The sequence below is a fragment of the Alteromonas alvinellae genome (assembly GCF_902705805.1).
Genome location: NZ_CACSIH010000114.1, coordinates 14,897 through 32,432, shown reverse-complemented (window position 1 = coordinate 32,432; position 17,536 = coordinate 14,897). Strand labels below are relative to the sequence as shown.

At 43.9% G+C, this 17,536-nt stretch carries 14 protein-coding genes; 9 read left to right on the top strand and 5 right to left on the bottom strand.

Features of this window, described 5'->3' with window-relative positions; genetic code table 11:
* Window positions 1-92: 92 nt before the first annotated feature.
* From ACX5KA_RS08320 to fldA, 3 genes are all read left to right on the top strand, one after another.
* Window positions 93-872, top strand: a complete 780-nt coding sequence (locus tag ACX5KA_RS08320) for an alpha/beta fold hydrolase (RefSeq protein ID WP_039216450.1) — start codon at window positions 93-95, stop codon at window positions 870-872.
* Between the two features lie 124 nt (window positions 873-996).
* Window positions 997-1,215, top strand: coding sequence for a DUF2788 domain-containing protein (locus ACX5KA_RS08315; RefSeq protein ID WP_012519093.1), 219 nt, complete (start codon window positions 997-999; stop codon window positions 1,213-1,215).
* Between the two features lie 26 nt (window positions 1,216-1,241).
* Window positions 1,242-1,766, top strand: a complete 525-nt coding sequence (gene fldA / locus ACX5KA_RS08310; protein WP_014949739.1) for a flavodoxin FldA — start codon at window positions 1,242-1,244, stop codon at window positions 1,764-1,766.
* Window positions 1,767-1,902: 136 nt separating this feature from the next.
* Here fldA and ACX5KA_RS08305 read toward each other — a convergent pair whose 3' ends face one another.
* Entirely contained in the window at window positions 1,903-3,909 is a 2,007-nt protein-coding gene (locus ACX5KA_RS08305) for a methyl-accepting chemotaxis protein (RefSeq protein WP_458730860.1), read from the bottom strand.
* Window positions 3,910-4,222: 313 nt separating this feature from the next.
* On the opposite strand from ACX5KA_RS08305, the gene fur reads away from it, so the two are divergent.
* Window positions 4,223-4,651 carry a ferric iron uptake transcriptional regulator gene (gene fur / locus ACX5KA_RS08300; RefSeq protein WP_039216452.1) on the top strand — a complete coding sequence of 143 codons (429 nt, stop codon included), beginning with the start codon at window positions 4,223-4,225 and terminating at the stop codon, window positions 4,649-4,651.
* A 57-nt stretch (window positions 4,652-4,708) separates the two neighbouring features.
* On the opposite strand, the gene ACX5KA_RS08295 is transcribed toward fur, so the two are convergent.
* The 4 genes from ACX5KA_RS08295 to ACX5KA_RS08280 form a co-directional block, all read right to left on the bottom strand.
* Window positions 4,709-5,575, bottom strand: coding sequence for a D-amino acid aminotransferase (locus ACX5KA_RS08295; RefSeq protein WP_458730859.1), 867 nt, complete (start codon window positions 5,573-5,575; stop codon window positions 4,709-4,711).
* Window positions 5,572-6,519: a 5-oxoprolinase subunit C family protein gene (locus ACX5KA_RS08290; protein ID WP_039216454.1), complete on the bottom strand. Its 948-nt coding sequence runs from the start codon at window positions 6,517-6,519 to the stop codon at window positions 5,572-5,574. The genes ACX5KA_RS08295 and ACX5KA_RS08290 overlap by 4 nt, the downstream gene beginning before the upstream one ends.
* Window positions 6,516-7,256, bottom strand: coding sequence for a 5-oxoprolinase subunit B family protein (locus tag ACX5KA_RS08285; RefSeq protein WP_039216455.1), 741 nt, complete (start codon window positions 7,254-7,256; stop codon window positions 6,516-6,518). The genes ACX5KA_RS08290 and ACX5KA_RS08285 overlap by 4 nt, the downstream gene beginning before the upstream one ends.
* 135 nt (window positions 7,257-7,391) lie before the next feature.
* Window positions 7,392-8,129 carry a 5-oxoprolinase subunit PxpA gene (locus ACX5KA_RS08280; protein ID WP_039216456.1) on the bottom strand — a complete coding sequence of 246 codons (738 nt, stop codon included), beginning with the start codon at window positions 8,127-8,129 and terminating at the stop codon, window positions 7,392-7,394.
* A 65-nt stretch (window positions 8,130-8,194) separates the two neighbouring features.
* Between ACX5KA_RS08280 and ACX5KA_RS08275 the strand changes: the two genes are divergently transcribed.
* The 5 genes from ACX5KA_RS08275 (at window position 8,195) to ACX5KA_RS08255 (ending at window position 17,506) form a co-directional block, all read left to right on the top strand.
* The gene (locus ACX5KA_RS08275; protein WP_039216457.1) at window positions 8,195-9,079 is read left to right on the top strand and encodes a CvfB family protein; all 885 of its coding nucleotides are present in this window, start codon (window positions 8,195-8,197) and stop codon (window positions 9,077-9,079) included.
* 81 nt (window positions 9,080-9,160) lie between these two features.
* The gene (locus ACX5KA_RS08270; RefSeq protein WP_014949747.1) at window positions 9,161-9,553 is read left to right on the top strand and encodes an OsmC family protein; all 393 of its coding nucleotides are present in this window, start codon (window positions 9,161-9,163) and stop codon (window positions 9,551-9,553) included.
* A 213-nt stretch (window positions 9,554-9,766) separates the two neighbouring features.
* The gene (locus ACX5KA_RS08265) at window positions 9,767-10,900 is read left to right on the top strand and encodes an efflux RND transporter periplasmic adaptor subunit (RefSeq protein ID WP_458730858.1); all 1,134 of its coding nucleotides are present in this window, start codon (window positions 9,767-9,769) and stop codon (window positions 10,898-10,900) included.
* A gap of 25 nt (window positions 10,901-10,925) precedes the next feature.
* On the top strand, window positions 10,926-14,330 hold the full coding sequence (locus tag ACX5KA_RS08260; RefSeq protein ID WP_458730857.1) for an efflux RND transporter permease subunit: 3,405 nt from the start codon (window positions 10,926-10,928) through the stop codon (window positions 14,328-14,330).
* Window positions 14,327-17,506 (top strand): efflux RND transporter permease subunit, encoded by a 3,180-nt coding sequence (locus ACX5KA_RS08255; RefSeq protein ID WP_458730856.1) that lies wholly within the window; start codon window positions 14,327-14,329, stop codon window positions 17,504-17,506. Before ACX5KA_RS08260 ends, ACX5KA_RS08255 begins: the two co-directional genes overlap by 4 nt.
* The last annotated feature ends 30 nt before the right edge of the window (window positions 17,507-17,536 follow it).

Genomic DNA, 17,536 nt, shown 5'->3' with positions numbered 1-17,536 from the left:
AACCTGCTAATAAGGTCTGTTTTTACAGGCCTTATTTTGTTTTTAAGACTAAAGCTATGTCTATCAGACAATTATTTATGGGTAACTAAATTGTGAAGTTAAATTATAAACTTTCAAAGCGAGATGCATCATCACCATGGTTAATTTTAATCCATGGGCTTTTCGGTAATGCGGATAATTTAGCCGTTGCTAAACGGCATTTTGAATCGGCTTTTAATATTATAAGTGTAGACCTCCCGGATCACGGTGAGTCTCCATGGACTGAGAGTTTTTCTATGTCAGCTGCCGCAGATGCAATCTACGACATTATGCAATCTTTAAATATTGAAAAGAGCGCTGTATTGGGTCATTCCCTTGGCGGAAAGGTTGCAATGAAGCTGGCTTTAAATCACAACGAAAATATCACACACTTAATTGTAGCTGATATTGCCCCAGTAAGTTATGACCACAGCCACCAAGCGGTATTTGATGGGTTGAATTCTGTTTCTTTGGACACAATTGAAAGTAGAAAGGACGCTGAAAAACAAATGGCTGCCCACGTAAAAGAAATGGGTGTCAGACAGTTTCTGCTTAAAAGCCTGTATCAAGATGAAAGCGGAGCATGGAAGTGGCGGTTTAATGTCAGTGGGCTAATGAAAAGTTACTCGCACATTATTGATTGGGAACAAACAAATCAAACGTACGATGGCATAACCTTATTCATTAAGGGCAGCGAGTCTGACTACATCACACCGGCCTATCGCGATTCGATAGCTCGCTACTTTCCAAATGCGAAAGCGCATATTATTGAAGGTACGGGTCATTGGTTACACGCAGAAAAACCAGCTATATTTAACGGTATTGTAGAGAGAACGCTTAACAAATCGTCATAAAGTTGAACATTTCTCATCAATCAGGATGAGAATGACTATTATTACATATTTTTGAACGTTTTAGGCTCTTACAGGCGTATATACTGTGATATAGTTGCGCCAGAAATTTTTAAGTAACAACACTATGCTTGCAGAAAATTACGAACTCATTGAGTCCATTATGCTGTATGGCGGCTTATCTATTCTTTTTGGATTGATGGGTTTTGCTGTACACGATGTATTACGTAAGAACGATGTTCCACTTATTGGACGAGTGGTTACCTATGGCGTGCTGGGTTTAGGCGCGTTAGGGTTTCTTGCGAAAGGCATTATTGAATGGTTTTGGCTAAGCACAGGCGTTTAATTAGTAACGATTAATAGAGGTTAGATATGGCAAGCGTTGGCCTATTTTTCGGAAGTGACACGGGTAATACCGAACATGTTGCGAAAATGATCCAGAAGGAATTGGGTAAACAGCTAATTGATGTTAAAGACATTGCCAAGAGCAGTAAAGAAGACATCGCTGAATTTGATTTGCTTATCTTTGGTATCCCTACGTGGTACTACGGTGAAGCGCAATGCGATTGGGATGATTTCTTTCCTGAACTAGAGCAAATTGACTTCAACGACAAGTTAGTTGCTATTTTTGGTTGTGGAGACCAAGAAGACTATGCAGAGTACTTCCTAGACGCGATGGGCATGGTACGTGACATCGTTGAAGCCAAAGGCGCTATTTTAGTAGGTCAATGGTCAACTGAAGGCTACGACTTTGAAGCGTCTAAAGGCATGGCTGACGACAATCACTTTGTTGGTTTGGGTATCGACGAAGACCGTCAACCAGAACTAACTGACTCGCGCGTTAAAGCCTGGTGTAAGCAAATTCACGACGAGCTTTGCTTGGCGGAGCTTGCCTAGAATCGCTGGAGTTTACTTAATCTTTACTGTGAAAGCTGTTAAGTAACTGTATATTGAAAAAACCGCTCTATTGGAGCGGTTTTTTGTTTCATAAAGAGCCTTCTTTTAATTTTTTGGCATAGTTTTTCAGCGCCCGCTAAAGCTGAAACCGCTCTACCGCCCTTCGTAAACTCTCTGTTTGCGCATCCAGCATCATAGTTGATTCGTTCGACTGCCTTGTGCTTTGCGCACTTGAATCGGCCAGTGCTACTATTCGGTTTAAGCTTTTCGCTACATCTCCTAACAACACATCTTGTTGTTCAGTGTCTTCAACAATGTGCTCATTAATATCGCTCAAACGCTCAATAATTTCGCGAATGCTGTTTACTTGCTCAGATACTTGCTGAGTTATCACTACCCCTTCTTGGGCTTGCTCGCGACCTGCATTGATGGCCTTCACAGCTTGCGCTGCATCTTTTTGTAAATTACCAATCATCTGCTCAATTTCTTCAGTAGAGTCATGTGTACGGTTTGCCAAAGTTCGAACTTCACCCGCCACAACAGCGAAGCCCCTGCCCTGCTCGCCGGCTCTCGCAGCTTCGATAGCGGCATTAAGCGCAAGTAAATTTGTCTGCTCTGCAATGGTTTTAATCACGTCCAAAATACTGCCAATACTCCGTGAGTTATCATCTAAACGTCCGATAACCTGCGCCGACGACTCTGCCTGTTTGGCTTGATTACTTACTTGCTCACTACTTTTTTGAACGAGTTGGCCTATATCTGAACTTTGTTTAGTAATTGTGCGTAACGCATCCATCGCTTCATTAATTTGGGCTAGGTTGCTGCGGCTCTTATCCTGAACATTTTTAGTGTTAGTAGAAGTAACGGTTACTTGTTCTCGCTGTTTGTCCACCTCAGATAAACTTTTATTTCCAAGTTCAACACTTTCTTTTGTAATCTCAATTAAACGCTTTTCTTGTTCAAGAATATTACCGACCAACTCTCGTAAGCTATCGGTTAAGCTATTAACTTTTGCTGAAAGCGCAGAGAATTCATCATTGCCTTCTTCTGGTAATTTAGTACTTAAATCGCCTTGGCTTAACAGGCTTAACCCTTTGTTAATTCTACCAAGAGGTTTTGAAATACTCCGTGTAACAATAACAGCAAGGAAGATAGCAGCGGTAAGCCCCAGTACCGCAACAATAATGTTGCGTAGCAAATTTTCTTGCACAGATTCAAGAATAGCATTTTGCCCTTCCAGTGATTGTACTTGAACGGTATCAAACAGGGTATTAATGTCTGTTAGCGCAGTTTCTAATGCGAGCTTAGCTCGTTTCTGCGCTTTCGCTGCTTTTTCAACCTCTAAGAGTTTTTGACGTTGAAGCGCGATTAAACCGCTCGAGCCATTCACCGCATCTATCAATAAATCGTATTGCTCGTTAAATGCCTCGATTGTGCCACCATCATCCACCCCTGTGGCCAAGCGATTCACATAGTCTTTGTCTACTTGCAGATTACTTAGCTGGTATTCAAGATCCTCAATAATGCTGGCACTTTGCTCTGCGTCATTAGATTCAGCGAGTTCGATAAAGGAGTCGTTCATCGTTAGCAGCTTGTTGTCGATGGCGGTACCTGCACCAATGAGTGTTTCAATACTTGGGTTGTTACTTTCTAGATAAGAAAGATCGAGCATGAGCGCACTCGCTTCATCAGCAATCATCAGAACGTTTTCAAGTTGTGCCGCAAGCGCTTTTTCTATATTCATCCTTTCATCGATTGCAGAATACATTTCAATGCTATCACTGACATACGCAAGACTCACTTCAACGGCATTTTTAGCTACCGAATTGCTAGGCATAAGCGATTTTAATTGCGCAAGGTCATCGGAGAAGGTTGAAGAAAGCGAATTGAACGTTTGCTTATTAGCATCGAGTTCGTTTCTATTTTCTACGTGATAGCCGTTAGCTGTTATCACCGAAAGAGACAATATTTCTGTTTTAACTTTAACCATGCTGGTCTGTACCGGCATTTTTTGTTCTACCACATTTTGCGCAGAATCCTTTATGCCACTGAGACCAAAATAAGAAAGAATACTTGTTAGTAATAGCAAGCAGCCGAATAAGCCGAAGCCTAACGTAATTTTATTTATAATTGTTAACCGCATGGGTACTTCCACTTAAAAACATGCCAAAAACCACAAAATAGAAAGCAACTCTTTAAGTTTAGTTTAACAGGATGTTAATTCAATACATCAAAAGTTTTAATTATTTTGCTTATTTATCTGATAAATCTGACACTTACATTCTGGTCAGGCCACATGCTATGAGGTCTGTACTTGTGCGCGACGTTTTTAGTCAATTTCTACTTGGGCAAATTTTCGTCGAGGAAACAAAGTTTCCACGGTTTTCCTTTTAAATTGTTTCAACTTACCTATAATAACCACCAAACACCTTTTCACTCGTTTTTAGTAGGCTGTAATGGATCAAAATAAAGAATTGAAAAAAGCAGGGCTTAAAGTAACTCTGCCTCGCCTTAAAATTTTACAAATTCTGCAAGAGCCAGAAAACCAACATATCAGCGCTGAAGACGTCTATAAAATCCTTATCGAACAGGGTGAGGAAATCGGTCTTGCTACTGTATATCGCGTTTTAAACCAATTTGATGATGCAGGCATTCTTAATCGCCATCATTTCGAGGGCGGCAAATCTGTTTTTGAGATAAGCCATAAAGATCACCACGACCACCTTGTTTGCTTGAAATGTGGCAAAGTCATCGAGTTTGAGGATGAGATCATCGAAGAACGCCAAGAGATGATAGCTAAGCAACACAAGATGAAACTCACGCATCATAGCCTGTACCTATATGGTGAATGTACAGACGGAAATTGTGACAACATTCCAGAATAAGTAGCTCTATTCTTATCGTAAAAGGCCCGCTATATTAAGCGGGCCTTTTACTGTTAATTACGCTTTAAATTTGTATGCGTGGTAGGCCCTAATTGCTTTTTCCCACACCTCACCCACTTCCCCTGTACCAATAGGTTTTCCGTCTACTTCAACTACCGGTGCTACTTCCTTGCTTGAAGAGGTTAACCATACTTCATCTGCCTCTAGCAACTCAGCTTTGCTAAACCAGGTTTCAGTTACCACCAGGCCGGCGTGTTTAAAAGCCTCAATTGCTATAGCGCGAGTAATACCGGGAAGAAGTTCATGGTTTAATGGCGGCGTAGAAATACATCCGTCTTTCACTATAAATACGTTACATGAGCTCGCCTCGGTTATCATACCTTCGCTGTTATACAAAATAGTTTCGTTAACACCTGCATCAACGCCTGCTTGATAGTGCATTACGTTGCCTAACAAGGATGTTGATTTAATATGACAACGCTGCCACCTTTTATCTTGCTCAAGCGCGACCTTGAAAGGTTTTGCATCCTCTTTTGCCGTGGGCTGAGGAGGTGCTATTTCGAAGGCAAATCCGAACACTGTCGGCGCTATATTCTTTGGGTAGGCATGAAAGCGCTTTGTATCAGCACCACGACTTACATGGAAATATATACCAATGTTTTCACTTTCAATAAACGCGAGATTTTTCTCAACCAAGCTAGACAAAATGACTTGCCATTCTTCTACCGTATAAGGGTTAGCAATTTCAATGGCTTTAAGACCTTGCGCCATACGCGATGTGTGCCCTATGAAGCCTACTGGGTTGCCGGAGTACGTTGGGATGACTTCATAAATACCATCACCAAAAAGGAAGCCTCTGTCCATCGGAGAAATTTTCGCCTCAGAAAGAGGCATATATTCACCGTTTAAAAACGCAATTGTCACAATATTTCTCCTTGCAAACGGCGGCGTCTACTTGTCATTAGTAGCCAGTCGGCCCTTGCTTCTTCTTCATCTTGAAAAACAAAATTTACTTTTTCACCTGGGACGGCTTGGGCTAAGCGACTTATATCGCAGGGGCTTACGCAGCCAAGTTTTGGATACCCCCCCAGTGTTTGCCTATCGCGCATCATTACAATAGGCTGCCCATCACCAGGAACTTGAATAGCGCCCAAATGAATAGCTTCAGAGCGCATATTTTCTATATCGGCGGTAACCGGTTCACCGATAAGCCTAAAGCCCATGCGATCGATAGCTGAAGAAACCGTATAGCTACTCGTTTCAAAAGTACGCAAAGCAACAGTGCTAAAATTTGAAAACTGATACCCTGGAATAACACGGATAGACTCTAAGAAGCCATAGTCATCGATATGTCGCTGCGCAAGCGAGCGCATTTTAGCGCTTTCTTGATTTCTAGTGTTAGTTAAAACCTCGATGCAGTCTCCTTCTTTTAACGCGCTTCCCTTGCCATCTAACCCGCCAAGCTGTTCGCGAACTACTGTGCAAGCACTGCCTACTGCTTTGGGGACTTGCCAGTTTCCACCTATGGCTAAGTAAACTTTACTACCCAGTAATACGCTACCAAACGTGATAACAGCGCCTGCGGATACCTGTTGGCTTTGATAAGCCGCACTCGGTATTCCGTCTATACAAAGTGTGGGCTCCCTTCCAGTAACCGCAACAGTACAATCTTCGTCAACCTTCAATCGCATTTCACCAATGGCTTCAATGCATGGCGTGCCATCTAAATTGAAGGCAAGAAAATTAGCCCAGTCGTAGGCGTTACTATCCATAGGGCCTGATTCACAAAACCCATCCCGTTGCCGCCCTACTCGCCCGTTATCAATAATAAGGCTATATAGTCCCTTATTGAGTACTTCAATTTTCATCGTTCAACCTGCAATCCTGCTCTATATTCCTGTTCAGTAACAGGAACGAATTTAACGACATCTCCTGCTTTTAATCGCGCTTCACTTTGCTCTTCGCTGTGAATGAGCATGTCAAATGCCGTAAGACCCAATAAGTTCCAGCCTCCTGGTGATTCACTGGGATAAACGGCAGTTTGCCTATCAGCGATTGCGACCGCACCTTTAGGTACGCGTTTGCGCGGTGTACCTAGTCGTGCACATTTGAGCGCTTCCGGAATATCGCCCATATAGGCAAATCCCGGAGAAAACCCCACTGCGTATACTTTATAAGTCGTGCTCGTGTGCAATTCGATAATCTCTTCAATAGACAGTGACGTTTTCTTACTCACTACGCTTAAATCACTGGCATTAGGCGCACCGTACCAAACAGGAATTTCAATCACGGCGCTACTTTCATTCTCTTTTGCTTGCAAAGAGAATGATTGCAGGCTCATGTCTTCAGCGCTTAGATTACTTATGGCACGGTATACACCGTGGCTATCAATTAATGCCATATCAAAAACAATTAACAGGCTGTCATAGGAAGGCACGCATTCGCGCAGCCAACGCCATGAATTGCTTTTCTTGTTGCTATCTATCGCTGCCAGCATGCAATGACAGGCATTATTTGCGTCGTCCAAGTTTGCACCATCAAAATACAAAATAATGGCGTCTGCACTTGCAGTAACTATTCGCTTTATGCGACCAAAAGCTTGCATCTACTGTCCTTGTTATTTAAATGGCTGTCAGTGCTTGGTTCTGAGTACTTGGTTTTAGATATACCACTCTCAGCACAACAATGGGTAACAGCCTCTTGTATTGTTCTAGTAAATTGTGTTTTTTATGAGGCAGGTTTATAGAAATGTTCTGATTTTCTTTGCAATATTCACCGCCCCTTTAGTATCGCCATGTACACACAGAGAATCCGCTTCTATTGCAAGTGTTGCACCCGAGGCTGTCGTTACTGTTCCCGATGATATAAGTTGTTTAGCTTGAAGTAATGCGTCGCTCTCGCTTAACACGGCACCTTCGATCAAGCGGGATTGTAGCAAACCTTCATCGGTATAACGCCTGTCTGAAAATGCTTCAAAATACAACGGCAGTCCCCACTCTTGCGCAGCGTCTTTAAGCGCTGCATTTTGCGAAGTAGCCTGTACCATTAGTGCGAGGGGCGAATTTAACGACTGCATATTTATTTCGGCTATGCTTTGCATTACTGTGCGCATGACAGCTGTATCTTTCATCATGTCATTGTAAAGGGCGCCATGAGGTTTCACATAGCTCACGTTGGCCCCACAAACCTTTGCCATTCCACTCAATGCACTTACTTGATATTGGATCATAGCCTTAAGTTCATCAGCGGCAATCGCCATACTTCTGCGGCCAAACCCCTGTAAGTCTGGATAGGCTGGATGGGCACCTATGGCCACGTCATGTTGTTTAGCTGACAGAATAGCCTGCTTCATGACTAATGGATCACCCGCATGAAAACCACATGCAATGTTGGCCTGATCAATTTCTGCCATAATGGCCGATTCCACCGGCATAGACCATGCGCCAAAACTCTCACCTAAATCGCAATTTAACTTCATAATGGTTTAGCTCTTACGTTCATTCCAGTATCATGTTACCTGTTCTTTTAAAAAAGTCAGTGCTGATGATAAATATTGGAAAAATTAATACATTACGCGTGGTAGCCCAATACCCTTTTGGCTACGCTTTAGCGCCACTTGTCGTAAACAACGACGAAAACGACAGCGTAATAGAAATAGATGATGCTGATGAGCAGCAAACCGTTACACTTGCGGTTGACGAAGTAGAGACGTCGTTAACCGAAGGCCACCAGGTAGACGTATTTGTAGCCACAGATCAGCGCGGCGATCTTTATGCCACCATGAAGAAACCTTTGATTCAAGTTGGTGAAACTAAAGTACTTAAAGCAGTATCTGCCACTAATTTTGGCGCATTTTTCGATTGGGGCTTAGACAACGATCTTTTAGTGCCTAACGATTATCAAGCTCAACCTGTTAATCCAGGTATGTACTATGTTGTTCACACCTTTTTTGATGATAAAACCCAGCGTATTTTAGGTGCTACCAAGCTCCACTATTTTCTAAAGGAAAGTAGCGCCTATCTCAACGAGGGCGACACAGTGCAATGCTTGGTTTATGCCAAAACTGATTTAGGTTTTAAGGTAGTTATCAATGAAAAAAGCTTAGGTCTTATTTTCCATAGCGATGCCTTTAAGCCGCTTAAAGTCGGGCAAGCTACTGAAGGGGTAATTAAAACAATTCGTGAAGACGGCAAAGTGGATGTAGCCCTTCAGCGCATAGACAAAGGTGGCCGTGATGCACTTCAACAAGCCATTTTGGATGACTTAGACGCCCACGGTGGGATTTCTACGCTAACAGATAAGAGTGCGCCAGAAGCCATTTACTCTCATTTTAACGTGAGTAAGGCGGCGTATAAAAAAGCGTTAGGGGCGCTATATAAGCAAAAGAAAATCACGCTTAGCCCAGATGCAGTTCGCCTTAACAAATAAACGCACATGTTACAGCTGCATTGAAGCGCTAAACTAGCCTGTGTTGCAGCTTCTCTTATTCTTATGACATTAGGACAAACAATGAAAGCACGTGTTTCTTGGGATCAAGATTTAACTTTTACAGGAACTACAGACAGCGGTTACAAAACGGTTATGGACGGCAGCGGTAAGGCTGTATCTCCGATGGAGTCGGTACTACTAGCGGTTGGTGCATGTTCAAGTATTGACGTCGTAGATATTCTTAAAAAAGGCCGCTTTAACATTGAAGCCTGTAACTGTGAATTAGAAGCTGAACGCGCTGAAGAGCCGCCTCGTGTATTTACTAAAATTCACGCACATTACACGGTGTCAGGCGAAGGTATAAGTGAAAAGGCTCTTGCTCGCGCTGTTCAGCTTTCTGCAGAAAAATACTGTTCCGTAATGTTAATGCTAACGGGTAATGTTGAGATCACTACAAGCTATACTTTGGTTTAATAAACTATAGTAGAACCAGCCTCTTTTTAGCGATTCTCGCTAAGCATTAGTAGAAAAGGCCAACCGCTTAGGTTGGCTTTTTCGTTAAAACTGTTTGTTACACTCGTAAACAATTGAAATAATTAACAATTAACATTAATTAACATCTTTGGCATATTAGCTGCTGTATGTGGTCATTATCATATAACGACAATTACCTTAGGGTTATTGACCATGGAAACTACAACGCACAGCAACACCTCTCTTTCACCATCACATCTTTTATCACCTTTTTCGCCAAACGCGCTTAAACTACTTGTTGGAAGTAGTATTGTTGCCCTTACTCTCTCGATGACAGCATGCTCTGATGCTGATGCCATTAACGACCAAGCCAACGCCACCGAAGTTGAAGAAACTGCTTTCGCTATTCCCGTTGAAACCCAAACCATTGTTACCGGCGACATTACGTCAACCTATGACACAACAGCTATTTTAGAAGCCCGTGAAGAAGCATTTGTCGTAGCACGGGCCTCTGGAATTATCGAAGAAATCTTCGTAGAAGAAGGTGATTATGTTGAAAAAGGCCAGATACTGGCACAGCTTGATAAGCGCCGCTACGAGCTGAACTTATCAAAAGCTTTGGCTGATTTAGCTGGCATTGAAAGCGAACTAGAAAAGGTCAACAAAGTCTATTCTAAAAAGCTTATCAGCGATGACACTTACGACAAGCTCACTTCGCAATTTGAATCAGCAAAAGCATCTGTACGCTTGGCTGAACTTGATTTGAAAGAAGCCACTATCACAGCCCCAATTGATGGATACATTGCAGAGCGAAACGCCAAAGTAGGTAACTTAACCGAATCGTTCCAACGAGAGAGAATGTTCCATATCGTTCAGCAACGTAATCTTCAAGGCATTGTGTATCTGCCTGAAAATGAGCTACCCAACGTAGTGATTGGACAAGGTGCAATGCTTACCGTGGCGGCTTTAGGCGACAGAACGATTACAGCCAACGTAGAGCGTATTAGCCCGGTTATCGACGCGACCACCGGCACGTTCAAAGTAACGTTAAAAGTACCTAACGAAGACAACAAACTAAAAGCCGGCATGTTTACCGATGTATCGCTTGAATATGCTACCCATGCAAACGCTACATTATTACCCCGCAGAGCGCTGGTTACCATCGATAACAACCACAGCGTGTTCGTAGTCGATAATGGCAAAGTTAAAAAAGTTGATATTTTAACTGGCTTTGAAAACAACGAAGTAATCGAAGTTACCAATGGTTTAAGCGGCAATGAAGAAGTGGTTACCGCAGGCCACCAAAATTTGAAAGACAGCGCCCCTGTTGAAGTAGTAAACAGCTAATTCGGTCCAACAAGGAATTCACACAATGCGTATTGTAGATATTGCTGTAAAGCGCCCTGTTGCCGTTAGTATGTTCACTTTTGCGGTATTGCTCTTTGGTATGGTGTCGTTAGGCAGACTGTCGGTTAACCTTCTGCCTGACTTATCTTACCCTACTCTCACTATTCGCACTGACTACGACGGTGCAGCGCCAGGCGAAGTGGAACAACTGGTTTCAAAGCCCATTGAAGAAGCCATCGGCGTAGTAAAAGGCGTACGTAAAGTCACCTCAACATCACGAGCCGGACAGTCTGACGTAGTGCTTTCATTTGCATGGGGTACTGATATGGATTTCGCGAGCTTAGAAGTGCGCGAGAAGCTTGATGTATTACAACTTCCCCTTGATATAGAAAAGCCAAGGCTCCTTCGTTTTAACCCAAGTTTAGACCCGGTAATTAAACTGGGGCTGACGGCACAAAGCGACACGTCAAGTTTAAGCGTAGCGCAAATGAAGCGATTACGTTTATATACCGAACAGCAGGTAAAACGAGCTTTAGAGTCGGTAGAGGGTGTGGCAGCTGTGCGCGTTGGCGGTGGTTTAGAAAACGAAATTCACATTCTTATTGACCAGCAAAAAGCCAGTCAGCTGTCTATTCCTATTACCCGAATTATTGACCGGGTCAATGCTGAAAACATTAACGCAGCGGGCGGTCGAATTGATAACGCAGCCCAGGCGTTTTTGGTCAGAACCCTGAATCAGTTTGAAACGCTTAGCGATATAGAAAACCTGTTTATTGGCCGTTTTGAAGGCAAAAACATCCAGCTTAAAGATATTGCCACGGTAGAAAGTGCGTATAAAGACCGTGATGTGGTGACGCGCTTTAACGGCAATGAAGGCATTGAAATTGCCATTTATAAAGAAGGCGATGCTAATGCGGTTAACGTTGCGCAAAAAGTAGCTAACCGGTTAAATGAGGTCAACAACAATCTGCCTTCTAACTACACGCTTAGCGAAATTTACGATCAAAGTGTGTTCATCAAGCAAGCCATAGACAACGTGAAGTCAGCGGCAGTGATGGGCGGTATTTTAGCCATGTTAGTGCTGTACCTTTTTCTTAAAGACTTCTGGGCTACCGTTATTATCTCGGTTTCTATTCCGGTATCAGTAATTGCTACCTTTAATCTAATGTATGCCAACGATATAAGCTTAAACATGATGAGCTTAGGTGGTATCGCGCTGGCTGTTGGATTATTAGTAGATAACAGCATTGTTGTGCTTGAAAATATCGATCGCCATAAAAAATTAAAAGTGGCTGGGAGTGATAACGCTACAGCTAATGAAAAAACGACGGCAGAAGCCACAGACACTGAGGCATCTGCCGCCAGTGAAGGCACAAAAGAAGTCTCTAGCGCAATTGTGGCTTCTACACTGACCACTATGGCCGTGTTTGTGCCGCTAATATTTGTAGAAGGTATTGCAGGTCAGCTGTTTAAAGACCAAGCGTTAACCGTGTCGTTCGCTTTAGCTGCATCGCTTGTTGTCGCGCTTACACTAATTCCTGCGATGGCACACAAGAAGAAAAAGCAACAGCTCGATCACGAAGAGGTGTTCACTACACCAGCGCCTCCCCCTCCTACGTCAACGTTTGGCAAAGTTATGTATTACCTTACCCTACCAATCCGTTGGGTATTCAGACTTATCTTTGTATTTTTACCTGCAGCTTTGGTCACCTTGGTGATAGGTGCATGGCATATCGTCAGCAAATTACTGAGCGTTGCCTTTAAACCACTTATCTGGGTATTTAATAAAGCGTTTGACCTTCTCGCTTCCGCCTATGAAAAACTGCTACGTATAAGCCTTCGAGCAAAAGCACTGGTACTAGCCATTGCCTTTGTACTTGCTGCGGGCGCGGTGTTGCTGATACCGAGATTGGGCATGGAACTTATCCCAACCCTATCTCAAGGCGAGTTCTCGGTAGAAGTGACCCTTCCAGCGGGATCGCCACTAGCGCGTACCGACGCTATTATCAGCGAACTTGCTGCGGTTGCAGTAAATAATAATGATGGCGGCGAAACCACAATGCTTCGCAGCGATAATAAGGTGCTTCGCACCTATGCCATGTCTGGTACAGGAAGCCTTATCAGCGCAGCGCCAAATCAAGGTGGCGATCATTGGGGCCGCTTAAACATTGTCATGCAGCCTACGGCGACAGCTGCCGATATGGACGCGGTAAAGCGTGCGCTTCGTGATTACCTAGCCTTCAAACCTCAGGTTCAGGCAACGTTTTCAGAACCAGAGCTATTTAGCTTTGCCTCGCCTATTCAAATTGAAATTGCGGGCTACGACCTTAATCAATTACAGCAATATGGCGACGCCATTGCGACAAAACTTGCCAGTTACAGTAATTTTGCAGACGTAACTACCAGCATTCGTGACGGAAACCCAGAGCTTAAGATAGCCTTCCATCACGCTAAACTTGCTCGACTTGAGCTTGATGCATCAACCGTTTCTCAGCTTATTGCAGCAAAGGTGGGTGGCCGTGTCGCTACACAGTATAGTGTTGAAGACAGAAAGGTAGATGTGCTGGTAAGAACGCAAGAAAACCAGCGAGATGACATCGCTAGTGTGCGCGCCATTGTTGTTAACCCAGGCTCTGCACAACCTATTCCATTAAGTGCCGTTGCAGACGTATACATGAGTGTAGGTCCTAGCGAGATCACCCGCGTTGGACAGCAGCGTGTAGCGCTGGTATCTGCGAATTTAGCTAAGGGTAAGCTTGATGAAGCAGTTGCCGTTGCTAATAAAGTCATTGCTGAAACCCAACTTCCTCTATCTTTAAGTGCAGAGGTAACCGGACAGAGCGAAGACATGCAAAGCAGCTTCCGTTCGCTACAGTTTGCTCTGGCACTTGCAGTGTTCATGGTGTATTTGGTTATGGCGTCACAGTTTGAGTCGCTGCTGCACCCTTTGCTTATTTTGTTCGCAGTGCCGCTAGCCGGTGCAGGTTCTGTGTACGGATTGTGGCTTACCAATACGCCGCTAAACGTGGTGGTATTTATAGGTTTGATTATGCTGTGCGGTATTGTAGTGAACAACGCTATTGTATTAGTTGATCGTATAAATCAGTTACGCCGTCAAGGAGTAGATAAAGACACCGCTATTCTAGATGCTGCAAAGACCCGCCTGCGCCCCATTGTGATGACTACACTTACTACGGTACTGGGTTTATTGCCTATGGCGTTTGGTTTTGGTGAAGGTGCTGAAATTCGCACGCCAATGGCCATCACCGTTATATACGGCCTCCTGTTTGCTAGCTTGCTCACCCTCATATTACTGCCAGTGCTTTACAGCCTGTTCGACGTTAAGAAAAACGTTGCGCAGAAAACGTCTGTTAATACTAATGCGGGCTTTGGTGACGAAGGAACAATGCCAAAAGGAGGTGTACTATGAGTACACCTTCTCACAACGCTAATAACAGTGCTGAAACCCACACTGACAAGCGCCAAACACGTGACCCGAATCAACGCGAGACAGACATAGCTTCGCAGCCGCACCTTTCAAAAATTGCAGGTATAGGCGCCTCGCTTGCACGCTTTGCGTTAAATAAGCCCATTACCATCGGAATGCTGTTTTTGTCTATGTTGCTGTTCGGCATTGTATCTGGCCGCTTATTACCCCTTGAAAAATTCCCTGGGATTGATATTCCAGAAATGGTAGTGCAGATCCCCTACCCTGATGCGACTCCAGTTGAAATTGAGACGATGATAACCCGTCCGGTTGAAGAAGCTGTTGCTACCATGTCGGGGATAAAGCGCTTAAGGGCGCGGTCGTACGACAATATGGCTGAGGTCATTGTAGAGTTCGACTGGGATGAAAACCTTAAAGCCAAAAGTATTGAAGCGCGGGAAAAGATTGACACTATTCGCCATGAACTCCCTGACGATATAGAGCGGATCATGGTGTACAAGTTTAACACCAACGATATGCCTATATTCCAGCTGCGTGTATCGAGCGACCGCGACTTATCGAATGCTTACGACTTGCTTGAGCGTAACCTTAAGCGACCGCTAGAGCGTGTTCCGGGTGTGTCGAAAGTTGAGCTATACGGCACCATGAAGCGTCAAATTACTATTCGCTTAGATCCTAAGAAAATGGCGGCCTACCAAATAGACGGTACACGCTTAGAGCAGCAGCTTCAAAACGCAAACTTCTCGCTAACCGCGGGCTACATGTACAATAACGGTGAAAAAGTTCTGGTTAACCCAACTGGCGAATTTACCGATGTGAACGACTTTAAAAACATGTGGGTTACCCGCAGCGTTCGCTTGTCTGATATAGCCAGCGTGACTTACGAGCTTCCTCAACGCAACGAAGGACGTCATTTAGATCGCACCTTCGCGGTAGGCTTTAACGTATTTCGCGAATCGGGCAGCAATCTTGTAGAAGTTTCCGACGCGGTAATGAAGGTTATCGAAAAAGCCAAGGAAGACCCTGAGTTTACAGGAATTAGTTTATTTGTAATGGACGAGACCGCGAAAAGCGTAACTTCGTCGCTGAGCGATTTGCTAAACGCTGGCCTTTTAGGTGCGTTACTTTCAGTTATTGTGCTGTACTTATTCTTGCGCCAGCTTACCACCACCTTAATCGTGGTGCTTTCTGTACCATTCTCAATTTGTATTACCTTAGGTGTGATGTATCTATTAGGTTATACACTCAACATCTTATCGTTAATGGGCCTCATGCTAGCTGTAGGTATGCTGGTAGACAACGCCGTTGTGATCACTGAAAGCGTATTTCAAGAACGCCAACAAGAGGGAGACATTAAGCGAGCCACCCAGATTGGTGTAAACAAAGTCAGTCTTGCAGTCATTGCCGGAACTGCAACCACGGCAATAGTGTTTTTACCTAATATTATTGGGGTAAAAATAGACGTGACAATTTTCTTAGAGCACGTTGCTGTGGCTATCTGTATATCTCTGTTCGCGTCGCTTTTCATTGCTAAAACACTTATTCCCTTGCTGACAACTAAGGTAAAGATCCCTGTTGTAAAAACGCCTCAAACACCGTCCTACATAAAAGGCTATGGTCGTGCGCTAAACTGGATGTTGAAACACCAGGGCGTAACCTGCGTTATCGCATTATTTATCCTGGCATCGACCTTTGTGCCTATGCAGGTGGTTACGTCTGACGATGAGGGTAACGACAATCAAGAGCGCATTTGGCTTAATTACCATGTGACGCAAAACTTCACCTTGGATGAAGTGGAAAAAACCGTAAATAAAATGGAAGCATATCTTTATGAAAACCAAGAACGTTTTCATATTAAACAGGTTTATACCTATTTTACTGCCGGCCATGCTGTTAGCGGTATTACGCTTAATGACGAACTCCCCGTCAGTGTAGGAAAAATTAAAGAGGATATTCGTGAAAACATGCCTTCATTCGTGCGTGCTCGCCCCTCTTTCCAGTGGGATAGCGGCAACGGTGGTGGCGTAAGAGTAACGCTGTTGGGCGAATCGTCTGAAACCTTGCTCACTATTTCAGAGCAGATCATTCCTATTCTTTCCACTATAGAAGGGCTGGAAGATGTAAAAGCCGACACGGGATCTACCCGCGATGAGGTTCAAATACGCATAGACAGAGAGAAAGCAAACCGTTTTGGCATTCAGGTGAACGATGTGGCTAAACTTATCTCTACGGCACTTCGAGGCAGTAATTTACGTACATTCCGTTATGGTGACGCCGGAGAAGTGGCGGTGCAGCTTAAGTTTGGCAGCGATATTCAAGCCTCGCTAAGCGAACTTAAGAACATCAATATTGGGTTTACGCAGGGTCAATCGGTAACGCTGAACATGATTGCAGATTTCTCTGTGGTGCCACAGCTTTCGCAAATTAACCGCAACTATCGTCAAACAGCGCTAGCCATTGGTGCAAACTTAGAGGGTGAAACCACCACCGAACAAGCTCGTGAACGCATAGAAAAAGCATTAGCTAATATCGAATTGCCGACAGGCTACAAGTGGACGCTAGACGGTAGCTTCTCTCGACAGGATGAAGCCAATGCCGTAATGCAAATGAATATGCTACTCGCGCTTTGCATGATTTATGTTGTGATGGCCGCGCTGTTTGAATCGCTAATTCTTCCAACATCTGTAATTACGTCACTACTGTTTTCGTTCACAGGTGTTTTTTGGGCATTTATGGTTACAGGTACATCTATGTCTATCATGGGGATGATTGGCATGCTGATCCTAATGGGTATTGTGGTTAACAATGGCATCGTATTGGTAGACAGAATTAATCAGCTCATCAATGAAGGTCTGTCGCTGTATTACGCAGTGATTGAAGGATGTATGACACGTATCAGGCCTATTCTGATGACAGTAGCCACAACGGTTTTAGGGCTTATTCCACTTGCGATGGGGAGTACTCGAATTGGTGGCGACGGTCCTCCCTATTCACCAATGGCCATTGCAATCATTGGTGGGCTGGTGTTCTCAACACTAACCAGCTTGTTCTTAGTACCACTTGCTTACGTGTTGCTACTAAAGCTTAGGTTTAAAACGCAACGTTTGTTTAAAACCAGTAAAGCGCGTGTAGCCACGTATATTAAAATCGCTAATTAAGGCGCATGTTAAGGCAAAAAGTAAGACAAT